Consider the following 14,429-nt stretch of genomic DNA (forward strand, 5'->3'; position numbering starts at 1 on the left):
AGGCGAGCCGGGCCGCACCCTTGTGTGAGGGGGTGCGGCCCTTTTCGTTTCAGGCGAGCACTCCCTTGACGACGACGGCGATCCGGCGCTCGGGATCCCAGTCGGCCGCCGGCGCGGCGAGCTGGTTCGCGAGCAGACCGTCCAGAGTGGATAGCAGTGCCCAGAAGTCGCCGGCGGGATCGCGCGAGCCGAGCCCCGCGACCCACGGCACTCCCCACGCCTCCAGGGTCGCCTTGTTCTCCGTGATCCGTTGCTGGAGAACGGGACTCAGCGCCGCCTCCAGGAAGATCGCGTGCCGTGCGAGGGTCAGGACGCGGCCTTCGCCCGTGGCGAGGTCGCGCGCCATCCGGCCGAGCAGCGCGATGAACTCCTCGGCCGATGCGGGCTTCGGCGTTCCCGCGATCGCCTGCCAGGCCGAGGTTTCCAGCTCCTGAAGGCGGCCGAGGACGCCTTCGACGAGCGCCTCGCGGGTCCGGAAGACGTTGGAGGTCGCGCCCGTCGGCAGGCCCGCCTCGGCGTCGACCGTCCGGTGCGTGAGCTGCCGCAGCCCCCGGTTGCCGAGCACCGAGATCGCCGCGTCGAGGAGCACCCGCCTTCTGTCCGTCATGAGATGCACACTACAGGCGTAGTCAACGAGACTACATCTGTAGTACGTTGTGGTCATGACGAAGACAGCGGCCGTCGTCGGCGGCGGAATCGGCGGCCTCGCGGCCGCGATCGGACTACAGGGCGCGGGCTGGGACGTCGTCGTCCACGAGCGCGCCGAAGCGCTGCCCGACAGGGGAACCGGTCTCGGCATCTGGCCGGAGGCACTCGACGCCCTCGACCGGCTCGGTCTCGGCGAGCGCGCCCGCGCCGTCGGCTTCCGGCAGGTCAACGGCACGATCCGGCGCCCCGACGGCTCGAAGATCGGCATCCTCGACGTCGAGAAGATGCGCGAGCCGGTGCACCTGCTCACCCGGCCCGAACTGCTCGGACTGCTGGCCGAGGGGCTCGCGCCCGGCGTCGTCCGCTTCGGCTCGCACGTCACCGATCTCGACGCGCTGCGCGCCTCCCACGACGTCGTCATCGGCGCCGACGGCATCCGCAGCGCCGTCCGGACGGCCCTGCTCGGGCCCGCCCACACGCTCAAGTACGCCGGTGGCGTCGTGTGGCGAGGCGCCGCCGACATCGCCGTCCCGGCTGGCGGCGAGACCTGGGGCAAGGGCGCGAAGTTCGGCGTGACCCCGCAAAGCGGTGGCACCACGAACTTCTACGGCGTCCTATATGGACCCGCCGCCGAACTCCCCGAAGGCCTCGACACCCTCCGCGACACCTTTGGGGCCTGGCACGACCCGATCCCCGCGGTGATCGCCGCGATCGACGCATCGACGGTGCTGCGCCATGAGTTGCACTACCTGGATTCGCCGCTGCCGAGCTATGTGCGGGGAAACGTCGCCCTCCTCGGCGACGCCGCCCACGCCATGACCCCCGACCTGGGGCAGGGCGCCTGCCAGGCCCTCATCGACGGCCTCGTCCTGGCGGAATGCCTTGCCGCACAGGCGGATGTGAGTACCGGCCTGGCCGAGTACGACCGCCGCCGCCGACGCCCGTCGCAACGCGTCGCCGCCATGGCCCGCCGGGTCGGGCGGCTGACGGCGATGCGCTGGACGGGCGTCCGGAACACGATGGCGAAGGCGGCGCTGGCGTTCGGGCCGCCCGGCTAGATCGCCGTCGCCGCGAGGATCAGGTCCACGACCTCGGTGAAGACCGCGTTGCGCTTCGTGCCGCAGGTGCCGGTGAGGGCTTGGCCGGGCAGGGTCAGCATGTAGGTCGGGGTGTCGGCGGGGCACTTGCTCTTGTCGGTCGAGCCGGAGATCGCCGGGTCGGCGACGAGGCGGTTCAGGTCCGCCAGCTGCGCGGCGGTGAGCGTGCCGTTCTTGGCGGGGCCGGACTTCGGGGTGAAGGCCCAGGCGCCGTCGGCGGTGATCACCACCGTTCCGGGGCCGTTCGGGGCTCCGTTGGGCAGGTTCTGGTTGGAGCGGGTCAGCGCCACAAAGGTCGTGCCGTCGGGGTGCGACGGGTTGCCGCGTCCCGGGGTGCCGTCGCCGGGCGCCTCGCTGGAGGTGCCGGGGGACGGGTCCTGGCTGCTCGACGAGGGTGCCGGGTCCGCGCCGTTGTCCACAGTGGCCGGTTTCGAGCAGGCGCCGAGGACGGCGGCCGCCGCCGCGGCGGTGAGGATGATGGTCCCGAAACGGGTGAATTTGTTAGACACCCGGCCAAGCTAACAACGCGGCGCCAGTCACCCGGTGAAGAAGCCCTTGGCCCGCAGCAGGCTCGGCTCGTCGGCGAGCACGTCCCCGGGGCGGTTCCCGAAGCCCAGAAGTGTTCCGCCCCAGCGCATCCCCATGTACTCGGCGGAGATGCGCAGGGTGCCGCTGAGCGGTTCGGCCAGCGACAGGTCCTCGTCGCTGACGACGCTGACGCCCCACATCGTCTTCCCGGCCATGGTCTCGCGGAAGTCGGCGCCCGGCACCCGCAGCCAGCCCGACCAGTAGTCGAGGTAGCGCTTGACGCTCGCCGAGACGCTGTACCAGTACAGCGGCGACGCGATGACGAGGTCGGTCGCCGAGAGGGTCTCGCGGAGCAGCGTCTCCTCATTGCCCGACGGCCACGCGTATTCGTGCCCGGGCGCGTGGCGGACGTCGCTGAAGTCGGGCAGCCGCAACCGTTCCAGGTCGAGCCAGACCTGCTCGGCGTCCTCGGGGAGGTCGCGGGCGGCGAGCCGGGCGAGGTCCTCGGTGTTGCCGCCGGGACGGGAGCTGCCGAGGATGAAGACGAACTTGCGCGTGGTCACGTGCGGCCTCCGGTCATGTATGTGCGAGCAATATATGCACGCGCAAGTACAACTGTCAAGAGGGTCCGACGTAGTGGTGCAGGAGCGCGGTCTCGCCCGACGGCGTCGTCCAGTCGCCAGGTCCACTGTGGACGCGCTTCCAGCCGGCCCGCTCATAGAGCGCGATCGCCGCCGTACCACCGGCTTCGACGTCCAGCACCGCCCGCGCGCCACGCCCGGCGGCCATCGCGACGGCCGCGTCGAGCAGGAGCCTCCCGGCGCCGTGCCCACGCCCCGAGGGCGCCACGAACAGCCGGACGACGGCCGCGACCGGTTCGTCGCCGACGACCGCGAGCACCTTCGCGGGCAGCCCTTCGGTCTCACCGATCCCGGCCTGGCCGACGATCTCGCCGTCGAGCTCGGCGACGCGCGCGTCGAGCAGTTTCGGCGGGTCGAGCCACGCCGCCGGGTCGTCGGGCCAGTTCACCGGGTAGGCGTCGGCCTCATGGACCTCGCGCAGCGCGGCGACGAGGGCGGGCAGGTCGGAAGGTTCGCGCGGTCGGATGATCACCGGCCGATCCTGACATGCGGTGCTCGCGCCCCGGCACGGAGCCGGGCGGAGCCGAAGGCGGCCGACGTGTCGTCGGCCGCCGATTCTCCAGGTGGGTCAGGCGAACGCCGCGGCGTTCCGCGCGGCCCAGCCGGCGAAGCTCCCGGCCGGGCGGCCGAGGACCTCCCGCACGTCGGCGCTGACGGTCCGCTCGTGGTCGGTCGGTTCGCCGAGGATGGCGAGCGTCGCCTCGACGGCCTCCGCGGGCATGAACGCCGACATGGCGGTGAAGGCGTCGTCCCGGCTGAGCTCGTGGAAGCCGATGTCGGCGCCGACGGCCGCGGCGATCGCGGCGACCTGCTCGCGCGGTGAGATCGGGGCCGGGCCGGTGACGGTGTACGTCCGCCCGTCGTGCTTCGCGTCGAGCAGTGCGGCGGCGGCCATCGCGGCGATGTCGGCCGGGTCGACGACCGGGAGGGCCACGTCGGCGAAGGGGGCGGCCGCCATGCGGGCGGTCCGTGCCGACTCGGCCCACATGAACGCGTTGGAGGCGAAACCCGCCGGGCGCAGCACGGTCCAGCCCAGGCCCGACTCCTTCAGCGCCTCCTCGAAGGCCCCGAGGGGGGCGTGCATCGGGCGTGAGACCACGCCCTGCGAGGAGAGCAGGACGACACGCCGCACGCCACCGGCTTCGGCGGTGGCGAAGATCTTGTGCGGGTCGATGTCCGCCATCTCGCCGGGGAGCAGGACGAACAGGGCGTCCGACCCGTCGACCGCGGGCGCCAGGCTCGACGGGTCGCTCAGGTCCGCACGGTGATGGACGACCCCGGAAGGGAATTCCGCGGCCCCGCGCGATACCGCGCTGACCTGCTCACCCGCTGCGATCAGGGTCGAAACGAGAATGGTGCCGACGTTTCCGGTCGCTCCGGTCACGGTGATCACGATGGCTCCTCAAGAGATTTAGTTAGTTGACTGACTGACTTGCGGAACACTACGAGACCCCCCGCCCGTCTGTCCAGCGTTGTGAGTCAGGTAACTAACTCAAGCGGTCGCTATCGTTGACGGCATGGCCAGGACACAGGTGGACAAGAGGGAGCGGCTGGTCGCCGCCGCCGCCCAGGTGCTCTACGAGCAGGGCGTGGAGAAGACGACCATCGCCGACATCGCGCGGACCGCGGAGGTCCCGGTCGGCAACGTCTACTACTACTTCAAGACCAAGGACCAGCTCGTCGAGGCGGCCATGGAGGAACAGGCTCGCGCCCTGCGCGCCATGACCGACGCCTTCGAGACGCTCACGACACCGAAGGCACGGCTCAAGGCCCTCCTCGCCGGCTGGGCCGAACAGCGCGAGCAGGCCGCCCGCTTCGGCTGCCCCACCGGCTCGATGTCCGCCGAACTGGGCAAACGCGACGACGGCCTCAACCGCACCGCCGCCACCGTGATGGGACTGCTCGTCGACTGGGTCGAGCGGCAGTTCACCCTCATGGGCCGGGCCGACGCCCGCGAGCTCGCGGTGTCCCTGGTCGCGTCGTACCAGGGCATCTCGCTGCTCACCAACGTCTTCGCCGACCCCGCCTTGATGGCCGGGCAGCTTCGCCGCCTCCAGGACTGGATCGACGCGCTGGACGGGGGCTGAGCGGTGCGGGCCGGAGGGATCGTCAGGTCCGAGGTACCCGATTGTTCAGTGCCAGGACCGCGACCACCCCGACGCCGACGGCGACGACCGCGCCCAGCGCGAAGACGAGCGCGGTGAACCCGCTGTCCCGGCGCGCCGCGGAGGTGAACACCATCGCGCAGATGAGGAACAGACCGAGCTGCCCGGCGAGCAGTGCCCACGCCGCCCACGGCCGCCGACGGCCCGCGCCGACGGCCGCCATGACGATCACCGCGGTCGTGCCGAGACCCACGACCGCCAGGACGGGCACCAGGGCCCCCTGCGGGCCGAAGCGGCCGGTGACGGTGCTCATCAGCACCGAAAGGGTGTAGACGGCGACCGGACCGCTCTCCGTCCAGGCGATCGCCTGCAATGCCGTGACGTACCACGGCTCACGCGCTCGCGGCTGGTGCAATGGTCCCCCTCGTGTCGCGTGGAGCGTACAAGCGAGGAGCAAACGTCCAATGTGGAGACGCCGGACGACCCGCGACCTCACCCCCCGTCGGCGGCCTGACGCTCCGAGAGGCGCGCCGGCGGCGCCGTCAGCTCCCGCAGCAGGTCCAGCCCGCCGCGGGCCGGGCTGCCCGGCGCCGCGCTGTACATCAGCACACGCTGCCCGGAGTCGTCGGGCAGGACCATGTTCTCGAAGTTCAGCTCCAGCTCGCCGACCAGCGGATGGTGCAGCAGCTTGACCCCGAAGGTGCACGTCCGCACCGGATGCCGCGCCCACAGCGAGGTGAACTCGCCGCTCTTCATCGACAGCTCGCCGATCAGTTCGGCCAGCGCGCGGTCCTCCGGGTTCTCCCCGGCGACCATCCGCAGCGACGCGATCGCGACGCGCGCCTCCTCGTCCCAGCGTGGGTAGAGCTCGCGCGTGTGCGGGTCGAGGAACAGCAGCCGCGCGAGGTTCGGGCGGTCGTCGAAGGCGAGGTGCCCGGCGAGCAGCGCGTGCCCGAAACGGTTCCAGGCCAGGACGTTCGTGCGCCGGTCGAGGACCGCCGCCGGGACGCCGTCGAGGGCCTCGATGAGCTGCCTCGTCGCCGTCCGCGCGGTCTCGGGGCGGGCCACCGGCGGCCGCCGCTTCTTCACCGGCCGCGCCAGATGCAGCAGGTGCGCCCGCTCGTCGTCGTCGAGCCGCAGGGCCCGCGCGACGGCGTCGAGGACCGAGTCGGAGGCGTTGCGGCTCTGCCCCTGCTCCAGGCGCGTGTAGTACGCCACGCTCACCCCCGCCAGCTGCGCCAGCTCCTCCCGGCGCAGCCCCGGCACGCGGCGGCGGGCGCCGTACGACGTCAGGCCCACCTCCTCGGGGTTGAGGCGGGCGCGACGGGTGCGCAGGAAGTCGCCGAGTTCGCTCATGTCCCCAGTATTCGCCGATGATCACCGACGCGGCCACCGCGAGCCTGACCCTGCCGGTGGTAGGAAATCGGGGTGTCTGGCAGCCGTGCCGCCGCCGTCGCACGATCGTCATCGACTGATTCGCAAGCGGTGAAGGGCAAAGACGATGACGACGACGCTGGAACGTCCGGTGACGACGCGCATGAGCGGCCGGAGCAAGGCCGTACTGGTGGTGCTGCTGGTGGCGCAGTTCATGCTCGCCGTCGACTTCTCCATCCTGAACGTGGCGCTGCCGGTGATCGGCGAGGGCCTGGGCTTCACCCTCGGCGGGCTGCAATGGATCGCGACCGGATTCGCGCTCGCCGCGGCCGGTTTCACCCTCCTCGCCGGACGGGTCGCCGACCTGTTCGGCAGGCGGCGGCTGTTCCTCGGCGGCATGGCGGTCCTCGCGATCGCCTCCCTGGCGGGCGGTCTGGCGCAGACGCCGGAGATCCTGCTGATCGCACGGGTCGTCCAAGGCCTCGCGACCGCCGTCGTGACGCCCGCCGGGCTGTCCCTGCTGACCACGTCCTTCCCGGAAGGACCCTTGCGGGACAAGGCACTGGGCCTCAACGGCGCCCTCATGTCGGCCGGTTTCACGGCCGGGGCCGTCCTCGGCGGACTGCTCACCGACCTGCTCAGCTGGCGCTGGGCCTTCTTCATCAACGTGCCCGTCGCCGTCGCGGTCCTCGTCGTCGCGCCCATGCTGATCGCCGAAAGCCGTGTCCCGCAACGGAAACTGGACGTGCCCGGCGCGGTGACCGTCACCGGTGGCCTGCTCGCCGTCGTCTACGGTCTCACCCGCGCCGGTGAGCACGGCTTCACCGAACCCCTCGCCCTGGCGGCGTTCGCGGTCGGCGCGGTCCTGCTGGTCGCCTTCTGGCTCGTCGAGCGCCGGGCCGGCGCGCCCCTCGTGCCGGTCGGGATCCTCAAGCGCCGCACGGTCATCTGGGGCAACCTCGCCGGGCTGATCGCCTTCGCGACCGAGACCTCCCTGGTGTTCCTGATGACCCTCTACCTCCAGCAGGTCCTCGGCTACTCGGCCTTCGCGACCGGTCTCGCCTTCGGCGTCCTCGGCGCCGGAACCGTGGTGGGCGGCGTGATCGGCGCCCGCGTCATCGCCCGCATCGGGACCCGCGCGGCCCTCGTCGGCGGCCTCGCCGTGCAGGCCGTGGCGACGGCGTCCCTGGTGCTTCTGGGCGCCGACCGGGGCTGGCTCACGCTCCTGCTGGCCGCCACCGCCCTCGGCGGCGTCGGGAACATGGTCGCGATCGTCGGCTTCATGGTCACCGCGACCTCCGGGCTCCCCGACGGGGAGCAGGGCCTGGCGACCGGCCTGGCCACGATGACGCAGCAGGTCGGGATCACGATGGGCATCCCGGTGATGAGCGCGGTCGTCGCCGCGGGCGTCGCCGGCGGCGGGAGCGTCCTCGACGGGGTCGGGACGGCGGTGCTGGTCAACGCCGGGCTGGTACTGGCGGCGGCGGTCCTGGTGGGGGTGGGGCTGCGTCGAAAGTAGGCTCCCGCCCATGGGCTACGACGTCCACGGACTTCTCGCCGACTGGCCGGCGACCGTCGAGGCCGCGCGAACATCGCGCGGCCTCGACTTCTTCTGGGCGCACGAGGACGTCCCGCCCTGCTTCACCGAGCGGGACTTCGCCGGCCGCTTCGCCTTCCAGGCCGCGCAGTTCGCCTACGAGCGGATGCGGCCGCTGCTCTCACGCCCGCTGCTGGCCCGCACCGACGCGGTGATCGGCGCCTTCTACGGCGACGACTCCGCCGCCGACGACCTCGCCGAGGACGCGGAACTGCCCCACTCGGGCGCCTTCTACGCGCTGCGGCCCGCCCGGGTCGCGGTGATCGACACCATCGGGGTCGCCTGGGACGAGATCGAGGCCGCCATCGCGCCGGACTGCTTCACCGACGCACACGTCCCCGACCTCGAACGCTTCGCCTGGGTCGTCGGCCAGCAGCTCGCCTGGCTGCGGGAGGCCGCGCGCGAGGGCCTCGGCGTCGTGGCCGTCGTCGGTCAGTGAGATAACCGCGCCCCCGACCAATCCGCTCCCGCCCCCGCCGCGAATCACCGGGGAGACCGACAACGGGAGTCACGGTGAGACGGGATTTCGAAGCTCACGCCCACCCCGAGGGCGCGCCCATGTCCACCCCCGACGACCTCCTCCGCCTCGTCGCGAAAGGGGACGAAGGCGCCTTCGAGAGGCTCTACGACCAGGTCGCCCCACGCGTCTACGGCCTCGCCCGCCGCGTCCTGCGCGACCCCGCGCAGGCCGAGGAGGTCGCGCAGGAGGCCCTCGTCGACGTGTGGCGCCTCGCCGCCCGCTTCGACCCCGCCCGGGCCTCGGCCATCTCGTGGATCATGACGCTCACCCACCGGCGCGCCGTCGACCGCGTCCGCAGCTCCCAGTCGCGCACCGAACGGGAGAACCGCGTCGCCGCGGGTCAGGGCGAGATTCCCTTCGACGACGTCACCGAGGAGACCCTGGGCCGCCTCGAACGCCAGCAGCTCCGCCGGTGCCTGCGCACCTTGAGCGAACTCCAGCGCGAGTCGATCGCCCTCGCCTTCTACGGCGGTCTCACCTACCCACAGGTCGCCGCCACCCTCGACGTCGCGCTCGGCACCGTCAAGACCCGCATGCGCGACGGCCTCATCCGTCTCCGCGACTGCCTGGAGGTGAGGAGATGAGCGACGACGTCCACACCCTCGTCGGGGCCTACGCCCTCGACGCGCTGGACGACCTCGACCGCGCCCGCGTCGAACGCCACCTCGGTCGCTGCCCGTCCTGCTCGCGCGAGGCCGCCGAACTGACCGCGACCGCCGCCCGGCTCGCCGACGCCTCGGCCGCCGTGCCGCCCGCGCGGCTGCGCGGTGAGGTCATGCGCGCGGTGTCCCGTACCCGCCAGTTGCCGCCGCGCACCCGCGAGACGCCGATCGCGGAGGCGCCCGTCGTCCGCCGCTGGCGCACCCGCACGGCCGTGGCCGTCGCCGCCGGGATCCTCGCCTTCGGGACCGCCGCGGTCACCTACGCCGTCCAGGAACAGCGCGTCGCCGACGCGCAGGCCGAGGCCGACGCCGTGCAGGCGCGGACCGAGCGGATCGCGACGGTCCTCGCCGCGCCCGACGCGATCGCCGCGACCGTGCCCGCCACCGACGGCGGCGAGCTCCTCGTGGTGCGGTCGGCCGCGCTCGACGCCGCCGTCGTCACACGCGTGGGCATGCCCGCGTTGCCGCCCGACCGGGCCTACCAGCTGTGGCTCGACGTCGACGGGCGCATGGTCAGCGCCGGGCTCATGCCCGACAGCACCGCCCTCGTCGACATCGGCACCGCCACCCGCGTCGCCCTGTCGGCCGAACCCGCCGGCGGCTCGCCGACCCCGACGCACCCGGTCGGCATAGTCGATCTCGGGTGATACCCATCCGGTCCCCGTCCGGCCGCGAACACCGGTGGAGATGTCCACCGGTGGCGCGGGAATGGAGGGAAGGCCGTGGGAGACGACCCGTTCCTTCTTGCCACGCGTCACCGCCGGTGGCCGGTGGCGACGTCCACACCGCGAAGGGGACGGTGTGGCCGCACGTGTGCCGATGTCGCCGGAGAAGCAGCCGACGCCGGGAGGGTCATCACGTCCCGGCGTCCCATGGCGTCCTGGATCGACGCCCTGCCGCCTTTCCCTGCGCGCTGGTGGGAAGCCGCGGCCCTCGTGGTGCTGCCGCGGTCGCGCGCCCGCGCCCGGCCGGACGTGGGCTCGTCCGGCCGGGCCCGGCGGAGACCCGTGCCGGCCGGGTCGGCTACGTGTAGAGGCAGAAGGGATGCCCGGCCGGGTCGAGGAGGACGCGGACGTCGTCCTGCGGCTGGTGTTCGGGGAGTTCGGCGCCGAGCTCGACGGCGCGGGCGGTCTCGGCTTCGAGGTCGGTGACCTGGAAGTCGAGGTGCAGCATCATCTGCTGCGCGCCTTCCGGCGCGGGCCAGACCGGGCGGACGTAGGCGGGATTGTGCTGGACGCCGAGATAGCCGGCGCCTTCGCCGAGGTCGAGGGCCGAGCCGGCGGTGTCCATCTTCCAGATCCGCCAGCCGCGCAGCCGGGAGTAGAAGAGCGTGAGGGTCTCGACGTCGTCGGTGTCGATGACGACGCCCCACCAGTCCTTGCGGTTCCAGCGTTCGGGGGAGATGCCGCGGCTCTCGTCGGTTTCGGTCATGGGGGGAGCTTAGGTGGGGGTGGCGGCGCCGAGGAGCGTTTCGGGTGCGCCCGGCACGCCGAAGGGACCGCCCCGAAGGACGGTCCCCTGTGGACATCGGCGCGCTACTTGTCCCGTGTCAGCGCGAATCCCGTCATGAACGGCCGCTGCAGTGCCAGGAACACCAGCACCGGCGGCAGCGACGCCACCAGCGCGCCCATGAGCAGCGGCCCGTAGGACTGCCCCTCACCGGCGGCCTGGAGGCTGGCCAGCCCGACCTGCACGACCTGGTTCTCACTGCCCGACACCGACAGCAGCGGCCACAGGTACATGTTCCAGCCGTACAGGAACTGGATCACGAACAGCGCCCCCGTGACGTTCCACGACATGGGGATCAGCACCCGCCACAGGAACTGCAGCGGGTTGGCGCCGTCGAGCTGCGCGGCCTCCGACAGGTTCGCCGGGAGGTTGGCGAAGTGCTGCCGGAACAGGAAGGCCGCCGTCGCCGAGGCCAGGAACGGGATCGTCAGCCCCGCGAGGGAGTCGGACATGCCGAGGTCGTCGACGATCCCGAACAGCGCGAGGATCGACACCTCCGTCGGCATCATCAGCGTGACCAGCACCAGCACGAAGACGATCGACCGGCCCGGGAAGCGGAAGTACACGAAGGCCAGTCCGGCCAGGATCCCGGTGATCGCCTTGCCGGTGGCGATGATCGCCGACATGACCGCCGAGTTGAGCATGTACCGCCACAGGTCCCGGTCATTCCACACGACCGAGAGGTTCTCGCCGAAGAACTCGCCGGGGGACAGCCGGAAGTTCAGCAGCTGCGAGTTGTTCTGCGTCGATCCGAGCAGGGCGTAGACGACCGGCGCGCACAGCACCGCGCAGATCACGATCAGCGCGATGTGGATGTGCGCGGTCCGCCGCCGTGGTTTGTTGCGCCGTACGGCCTGCGCCGTCCCGGTCTTGGTGTCAGCCTCCATAGTGGACTCGCCTTCCGGTGGCGCGGAACTGCCAGGCGGTCACCGCGAGGACCATCACGAACAGCACCAGCGAGCGGGCCGCGCCGTCGCCGATCCATTCGGCCGACTGCCACACCGAGAACATCGCGTCGACGGTCGCGCCGGACGGGCCGCCCTCGGTGAGGTAGGAGATCGTGCCGAAGACCTCGAAGAACGCGTAGGTCACGTTGGTGACCACGAGGAAGAACGTGATCGGGGTCAGCGCCGGGACGATGAAGAAGCGCAGCCGCTGCCAGGCGTTGGCGCCGTCGAGGCGCGCGGCCTCCAGCATGTTCGTCGAGACGTTCTGCAGCCCGGCGATGTAGAAGAGGATGGTGAAACCGAGCGTCTTCCACACGCTGGCCAGGATCACCAGGCCACGGGCCAGGACCGGGTCGGTCCGGTAGTTCGGCATGTCCCACGGCGTCAGCGCCTCGTAGAGGTGCCCGACGATGCCGGTCAGCGGGTCGAACATGACGAAGAACAGGATGCCGGCGATCGGCGGGCTGACCGCGAAAGGCCAGATCAGCAGCGTCCGGTAGATCGCACGGCCCTTGATCGGCTGCGAGACCAGCAGGGCGATGCCGAGCCCGACGGCGAGTCCTATCAGGACGGTCGCGCTGGTCAGGATCATCGTGGTCACGAAGACCGAGCGGTACTCGGGCCCGAACAGCGAGGCCGCACCGGTGATGACGGTGAGGACGGTCAGCCAGCCGCGCAGGCGGCGCAGGTCCGGCGCGAGCCGCCCGGTGCCGAGGGCGTCGGCGCGGCGGGCCAGTTCGGCGCCGACGGCGACGAGCAGCAGCGCCGCCAGCGGCACCACGAACCACACCTCCACGCTCGGGCCGAGCAGTTCGGTGTAGTTGTCCACACAGGAGAAACGCTCGATCGGGTTGCCCCGGCGCGTCAGCTGCGTCGACAGCCGCAGCGTCTCGAACAGCGGCCAGTAGAGGAAGACGGCGAGGACGGCCAGCGTCGGCAGGAGCAGCGCCAGGGCGGCCGGGGCGCCGCCGCGGAAACTGCCCGACTCGGCGCGGTCGTCGAGGTTGGCCCAGCCGCCCGGCTTCGACAGCGCGCGGCCGATCCAGGCCGTCGCGCCGGTCAGGACCGCCGCACCGGCGGCGAAGGCGGCGATCCCGACGCCCAGATCGAGTCCGGAGCGCTCGGGTTCGAAGGTGCACGACTGGAGCGGCACCATCGTCAGGAAGGGACCCAGGAACGCCGCCGGGGCGACGATGAGCGCGCCGCGCCGGCCGGACAGTCCGGCGTTACGCCAGACCGTCCAGCCGACGAACGCGCCGATGAGGGTGACCGCCGCGAACAGCGGCGGCATCAGCGGATAGATCGGCACGGCGGTCGATCAGCCGCCGTACAAGGCGTTGTAGTCGGTGAGGAGCTTCTGCGCGTCCTCCTGTGCCTTGGCGAAACGGGTCGCCGGGTCGGCGCCCGAGACCAGCACGTCCTCGACGGCCTGCGTCAGCACCGCGCGGATGCTCACGAAGCTGCCGAGCAGCACGCCCGTGGCGGCCGGGGTGCCGTTGGCCAGCGCGAGCTGTTCGGTGGCGACCTTCTGGTACGGGTTCTCGGTGAACCAGCCCTCCTGCTCCAGGAGCGCGCCGGCGGCCTTGGTGATCGGGATGTAGCCGGTGGTCTTGTGCCAGTCGGCGGCGTTCTTGGGGTTGTTGAGGAACTGCATGAACGCCAGCGACGCGTCCTGCTTGGCCTCGCCCTGCTTGTCGGTCAGCCACAGGGTGGCGCCGCCGATGAGGTTGCCGGCGTAGGGAACGTCGCCGTTGTAGGGCATCCGGCTGACGTCGACGCCGAAGCCGCCGTCCTTGCCGGCGCCGACGATGGCCGTCGCGTCACCGGCCGAGGTCATCAGGAACCCGACCTCCTTGGCGGCGAAGGCGTTCTGCGGGCCGTCCCAGTCGTTCTGCTTGCCGGAGTAGTAATAGGTGCCCGAGTCGTAGAGCTCCTTCTCCCACTTGACGAAGTTGAGCAGCTCCTCGGAGGTGTAGTCGATGTTCTGCGCCCGGCCCGCACGGCCGTTCTCGTTGTCGGCGATCAGGCCGCCCTGCTGCGCCACGGCCTGCTCGGGGAACCAGCCGTGGTTCGGCCAGGTGATGCAGTGCTTCGGGGCGTCGGACAGCTTCATGATCTTGGCGCAGGCGGCCTCGATCTCGTCCCAGGTCTCGGGGACCTTGCCGACCTTGGCCTTCTCCAGCATGTCCTTGTTGGAGTAGAACAGCGTGGTCGAGGTGTTCCACGGCATCGAGCTGAACTGGCCGTCGGTGGTGTAGTAGTTCCGGGCGGCGTCGACGACGTCGTCGAGCACGACCGGCTCGCCGAGGACGTCGGTGCGGCCGTTGATCGCCTGCTGCACCGAGATGAACAGCGGCTCGCCGTCCTTGTTCACGGCGTCGCGCGCGTCCTGTGTCGCGGCCTCGAAGTACTGCACGATCTCGGGCGGCGTGCCCTTCTGGATGGCGGCGCTGACGGCGTCGAAGAGCACCTCGTAGGAGTCGTACCCGGAGATGACGACCGGGTGCTCGGGGTGCTTGGCGTTGAACTCGTCCGCACGCGCCTTCGCCCAGTCGAGGCGGTAGTCGGTGAAGGCGATCCAGACGTCGATCTGCTTGTCACCGGCCGCGTCGTCTTCTTTGGAGCAGGCGACGGTGCCGGCGATGAGGGCGAGGGCCGCCGAGGCGGCCAGGATGCTGCGCGAGAGGCGCATTGACTCTCCAAGGGTCGGGCGCTTACCGGGGGATGGCAAGACTTCGAGGGGGGTAACCGTGCAGGTTGGAGTATCAGCAATGTGTACGGACGGCGTGCGAAAGGCCATG

At 71.4% G+C, this 14,429-nt stretch carries 17 protein-coding genes; 6 read left to right on the plus strand and 11 right to left on the minus strand.

Annotated elements, in window-relative coordinates; all coding sequences use genetic code 11:
• Positions 1 to 49 precede the first annotated feature (49 nt).
• Positions 50 to 607: a TetR/AcrR family transcriptional regulator gene (locus tag HNR73_RS24065; protein WP_184789876.1), complete on the minus strand. Its 558-nt coding sequence runs from the start codon at positions 605 to 607 to the stop codon at positions 50 to 52.
• 55 nt (positions 608 to 662) lie between these two features.
• Between HNR73_RS24065 and HNR73_RS24070 the strand changes: the two genes are divergently transcribed.
• On the plus strand, positions 663 to 1,706 hold the full coding sequence (locus HNR73_RS24070) for an FAD-dependent monooxygenase (protein ID WP_184789877.1): 1,044 nt from the start codon (positions 663 to 665) through the stop codon (positions 1,704 to 1,706).
• On the opposite strand, the gene HNR73_RS24075 is transcribed toward HNR73_RS24070, so the two are convergent.
• The 4 genes from HNR73_RS24075 to HNR73_RS24090 all read right to left on the minus strand — a co-directional run bounded on the left by HNR73_RS24075 (position 1,703) and on the right by HNR73_RS24090 (position 4,307).
• Positions 1,703 to 2,254, minus strand: coding sequence for a hypothetical protein (locus HNR73_RS24075; RefSeq protein ID WP_184789878.1), 552 nt, complete (start codon positions 2,252 to 2,254; stop codon positions 1,703 to 1,705). The genes HNR73_RS24070 and HNR73_RS24075 overlap by 4 nt on opposite strands.
• A 27-nt stretch (positions 2,255 to 2,281) precedes the next feature.
• The gene (locus HNR73_RS24080; protein ID WP_203686716.1) at positions 2,282 to 2,836 is read right to left on the minus strand and encodes a flavodoxin family protein; all 555 of its coding nucleotides are present in this window, start codon (positions 2,834 to 2,836) and stop codon (positions 2,282 to 2,284) included.
• 55 nt (positions 2,837 to 2,891) lie between these two features.
• Entirely contained in the window at positions 2,892 to 3,386 is a 495-nt protein-coding gene (locus HNR73_RS24085; RefSeq protein WP_203686714.1) for a GNAT family N-acetyltransferase, read from the minus strand.
• A gap of 96 nt (positions 3,387 to 3,482) precedes the next feature.
• On the minus strand, positions 3,483 to 4,307 hold the full coding sequence (locus tag HNR73_RS24090; RefSeq protein WP_184789880.1) for an SDR family oxidoreductase: 825 nt from the start codon (positions 4,305 to 4,307) through the stop codon (positions 3,483 to 3,485).
• Between the two features lie 124 nt (positions 4,308 to 4,431).
• Between HNR73_RS24090 and HNR73_RS24095 the strand changes: the two genes are divergently transcribed.
• Positions 4,432 to 5,001 carry a TetR/AcrR family transcriptional regulator gene (locus HNR73_RS24095; protein WP_184789881.1) on the plus strand — a complete coding sequence of 190 codons (570 nt, stop codon included), beginning with the start codon at positions 4,432 to 4,434 and terminating at the stop codon, positions 4,999 to 5,001.
• 22 nt (positions 5,002 to 5,023) lie between these two features.
• Here the strand turns inward: HNR73_RS24095 and HNR73_RS24100 are convergent, their stop codons facing one another.
• Entirely contained in the window at positions 5,024 to 5,434 is a 411-nt protein-coding gene (locus HNR73_RS24100; protein ID WP_184789882.1) for a hypothetical protein, read from the minus strand.
• Positions 5,435 to 5,511: 77 nt separating this feature from the next.
• The gene (locus HNR73_RS24105) at positions 5,512 to 6,375 is read right to left on the minus strand and encodes a helix-turn-helix transcriptional regulator (protein WP_184789883.1); all 864 of its coding nucleotides are present in this window, start codon (positions 6,373 to 6,375) and stop codon (positions 5,512 to 5,514) included.
• Positions 6,376 to 6,520: 145 nt separating this feature from the next.
• Here HNR73_RS24105 and HNR73_RS24110 point away from each other — a divergent pair, with 145 nt between their 5' ends.
• The 4 genes from HNR73_RS24110 to HNR73_RS24125 all read left to right on the plus strand — a co-directional run bounded on the left by HNR73_RS24110 (position 6,521) and on the right by HNR73_RS24125 (position 9,819).
• The gene (locus HNR73_RS24110; protein ID WP_184789884.1) at positions 6,521 to 7,912 is read left to right on the plus strand and encodes an MFS transporter; all 1,392 of its coding nucleotides are present in this window, start codon (positions 6,521 to 6,523) and stop codon (positions 7,910 to 7,912) included.
• A 10-nt stretch (positions 7,913 to 7,922) separates the two neighbouring features.
• Positions 7,923 to 8,429 carry a hypothetical protein gene (locus HNR73_RS24115; protein WP_184789885.1) on the plus strand — a complete coding sequence of 169 codons (507 nt, stop codon included), beginning with the start codon at positions 7,923 to 7,925 and terminating at the stop codon, positions 8,427 to 8,429.
• Between the two features lie 119 nt (positions 8,430 to 8,548).
• The gene (gene sigK / locus HNR73_RS24120; RefSeq protein ID WP_184789886.1) at positions 8,549 to 9,094 is read left to right on the plus strand and encodes an ECF RNA polymerase sigma factor SigK; all 546 of its coding nucleotides are present in this window, start codon (positions 8,549 to 8,551) and stop codon (positions 9,092 to 9,094) included.
• Positions 9,091 to 9,819, plus strand: coding sequence for an anti-sigma factor (locus HNR73_RS24125; protein ID WP_184789887.1), 729 nt, complete (start codon positions 9,091 to 9,093; stop codon positions 9,817 to 9,819). The genes sigK and HNR73_RS24125 overlap by 4 nt, the downstream gene beginning before the upstream one ends.
• A 376-nt stretch (positions 9,820 to 10,195) precedes the next feature.
• Here the strand turns inward: HNR73_RS24125 and HNR73_RS24130 are convergent, their stop codons facing one another.
• The 4 genes from HNR73_RS24130 to HNR73_RS24145 form a co-directional block, all read right to left on the minus strand.
• Entirely contained in the window at positions 10,196 to 10,603 is a 408-nt protein-coding gene (locus HNR73_RS24130) for a VOC family protein (protein ID WP_184789888.1), read from the minus strand.
• A gap of 104 nt (positions 10,604 to 10,707) precedes the next feature.
• On the minus strand, positions 10,708 to 11,568 hold the full coding sequence (locus HNR73_RS24135) for a carbohydrate ABC transporter permease (RefSeq protein WP_184789889.1): 861 nt from the start codon (positions 11,566 to 11,568) through the stop codon (positions 10,708 to 10,710).
• The gene (locus HNR73_RS40845) at positions 11,558 to 12,937 is read right to left on the minus strand and encodes a carbohydrate ABC transporter permease (RefSeq protein WP_184789890.1); all 1,380 of its coding nucleotides are present in this window, start codon (positions 12,935 to 12,937) and stop codon (positions 11,558 to 11,560) included. The genes HNR73_RS24135 and HNR73_RS40845 overlap by 11 nt, the downstream gene beginning before the upstream one ends.
• Before the next feature lie 9 nt (positions 12,938 to 12,946).
• A complete protein-coding gene (locus HNR73_RS24145; RefSeq protein ID WP_184789891.1) occupies positions 12,947 to 14,320 on the minus strand; it encodes an extracellular solute-binding protein in 1,374 nt (457 codons plus the stop codon).
• Between the last annotated feature and the right edge of the window lie 109 nt (positions 14,321 to 14,429).

The sequence above is a fragment of the Phytomonospora endophytica genome (assembly GCF_014202425.1).
In the GTDB taxonomy this organism is placed as follows: domain Bacteria; phylum Actinomycetota; class Actinomycetes; order Mycobacteriales; family Micromonosporaceae; genus Phytomonospora; species Phytomonospora endophytica.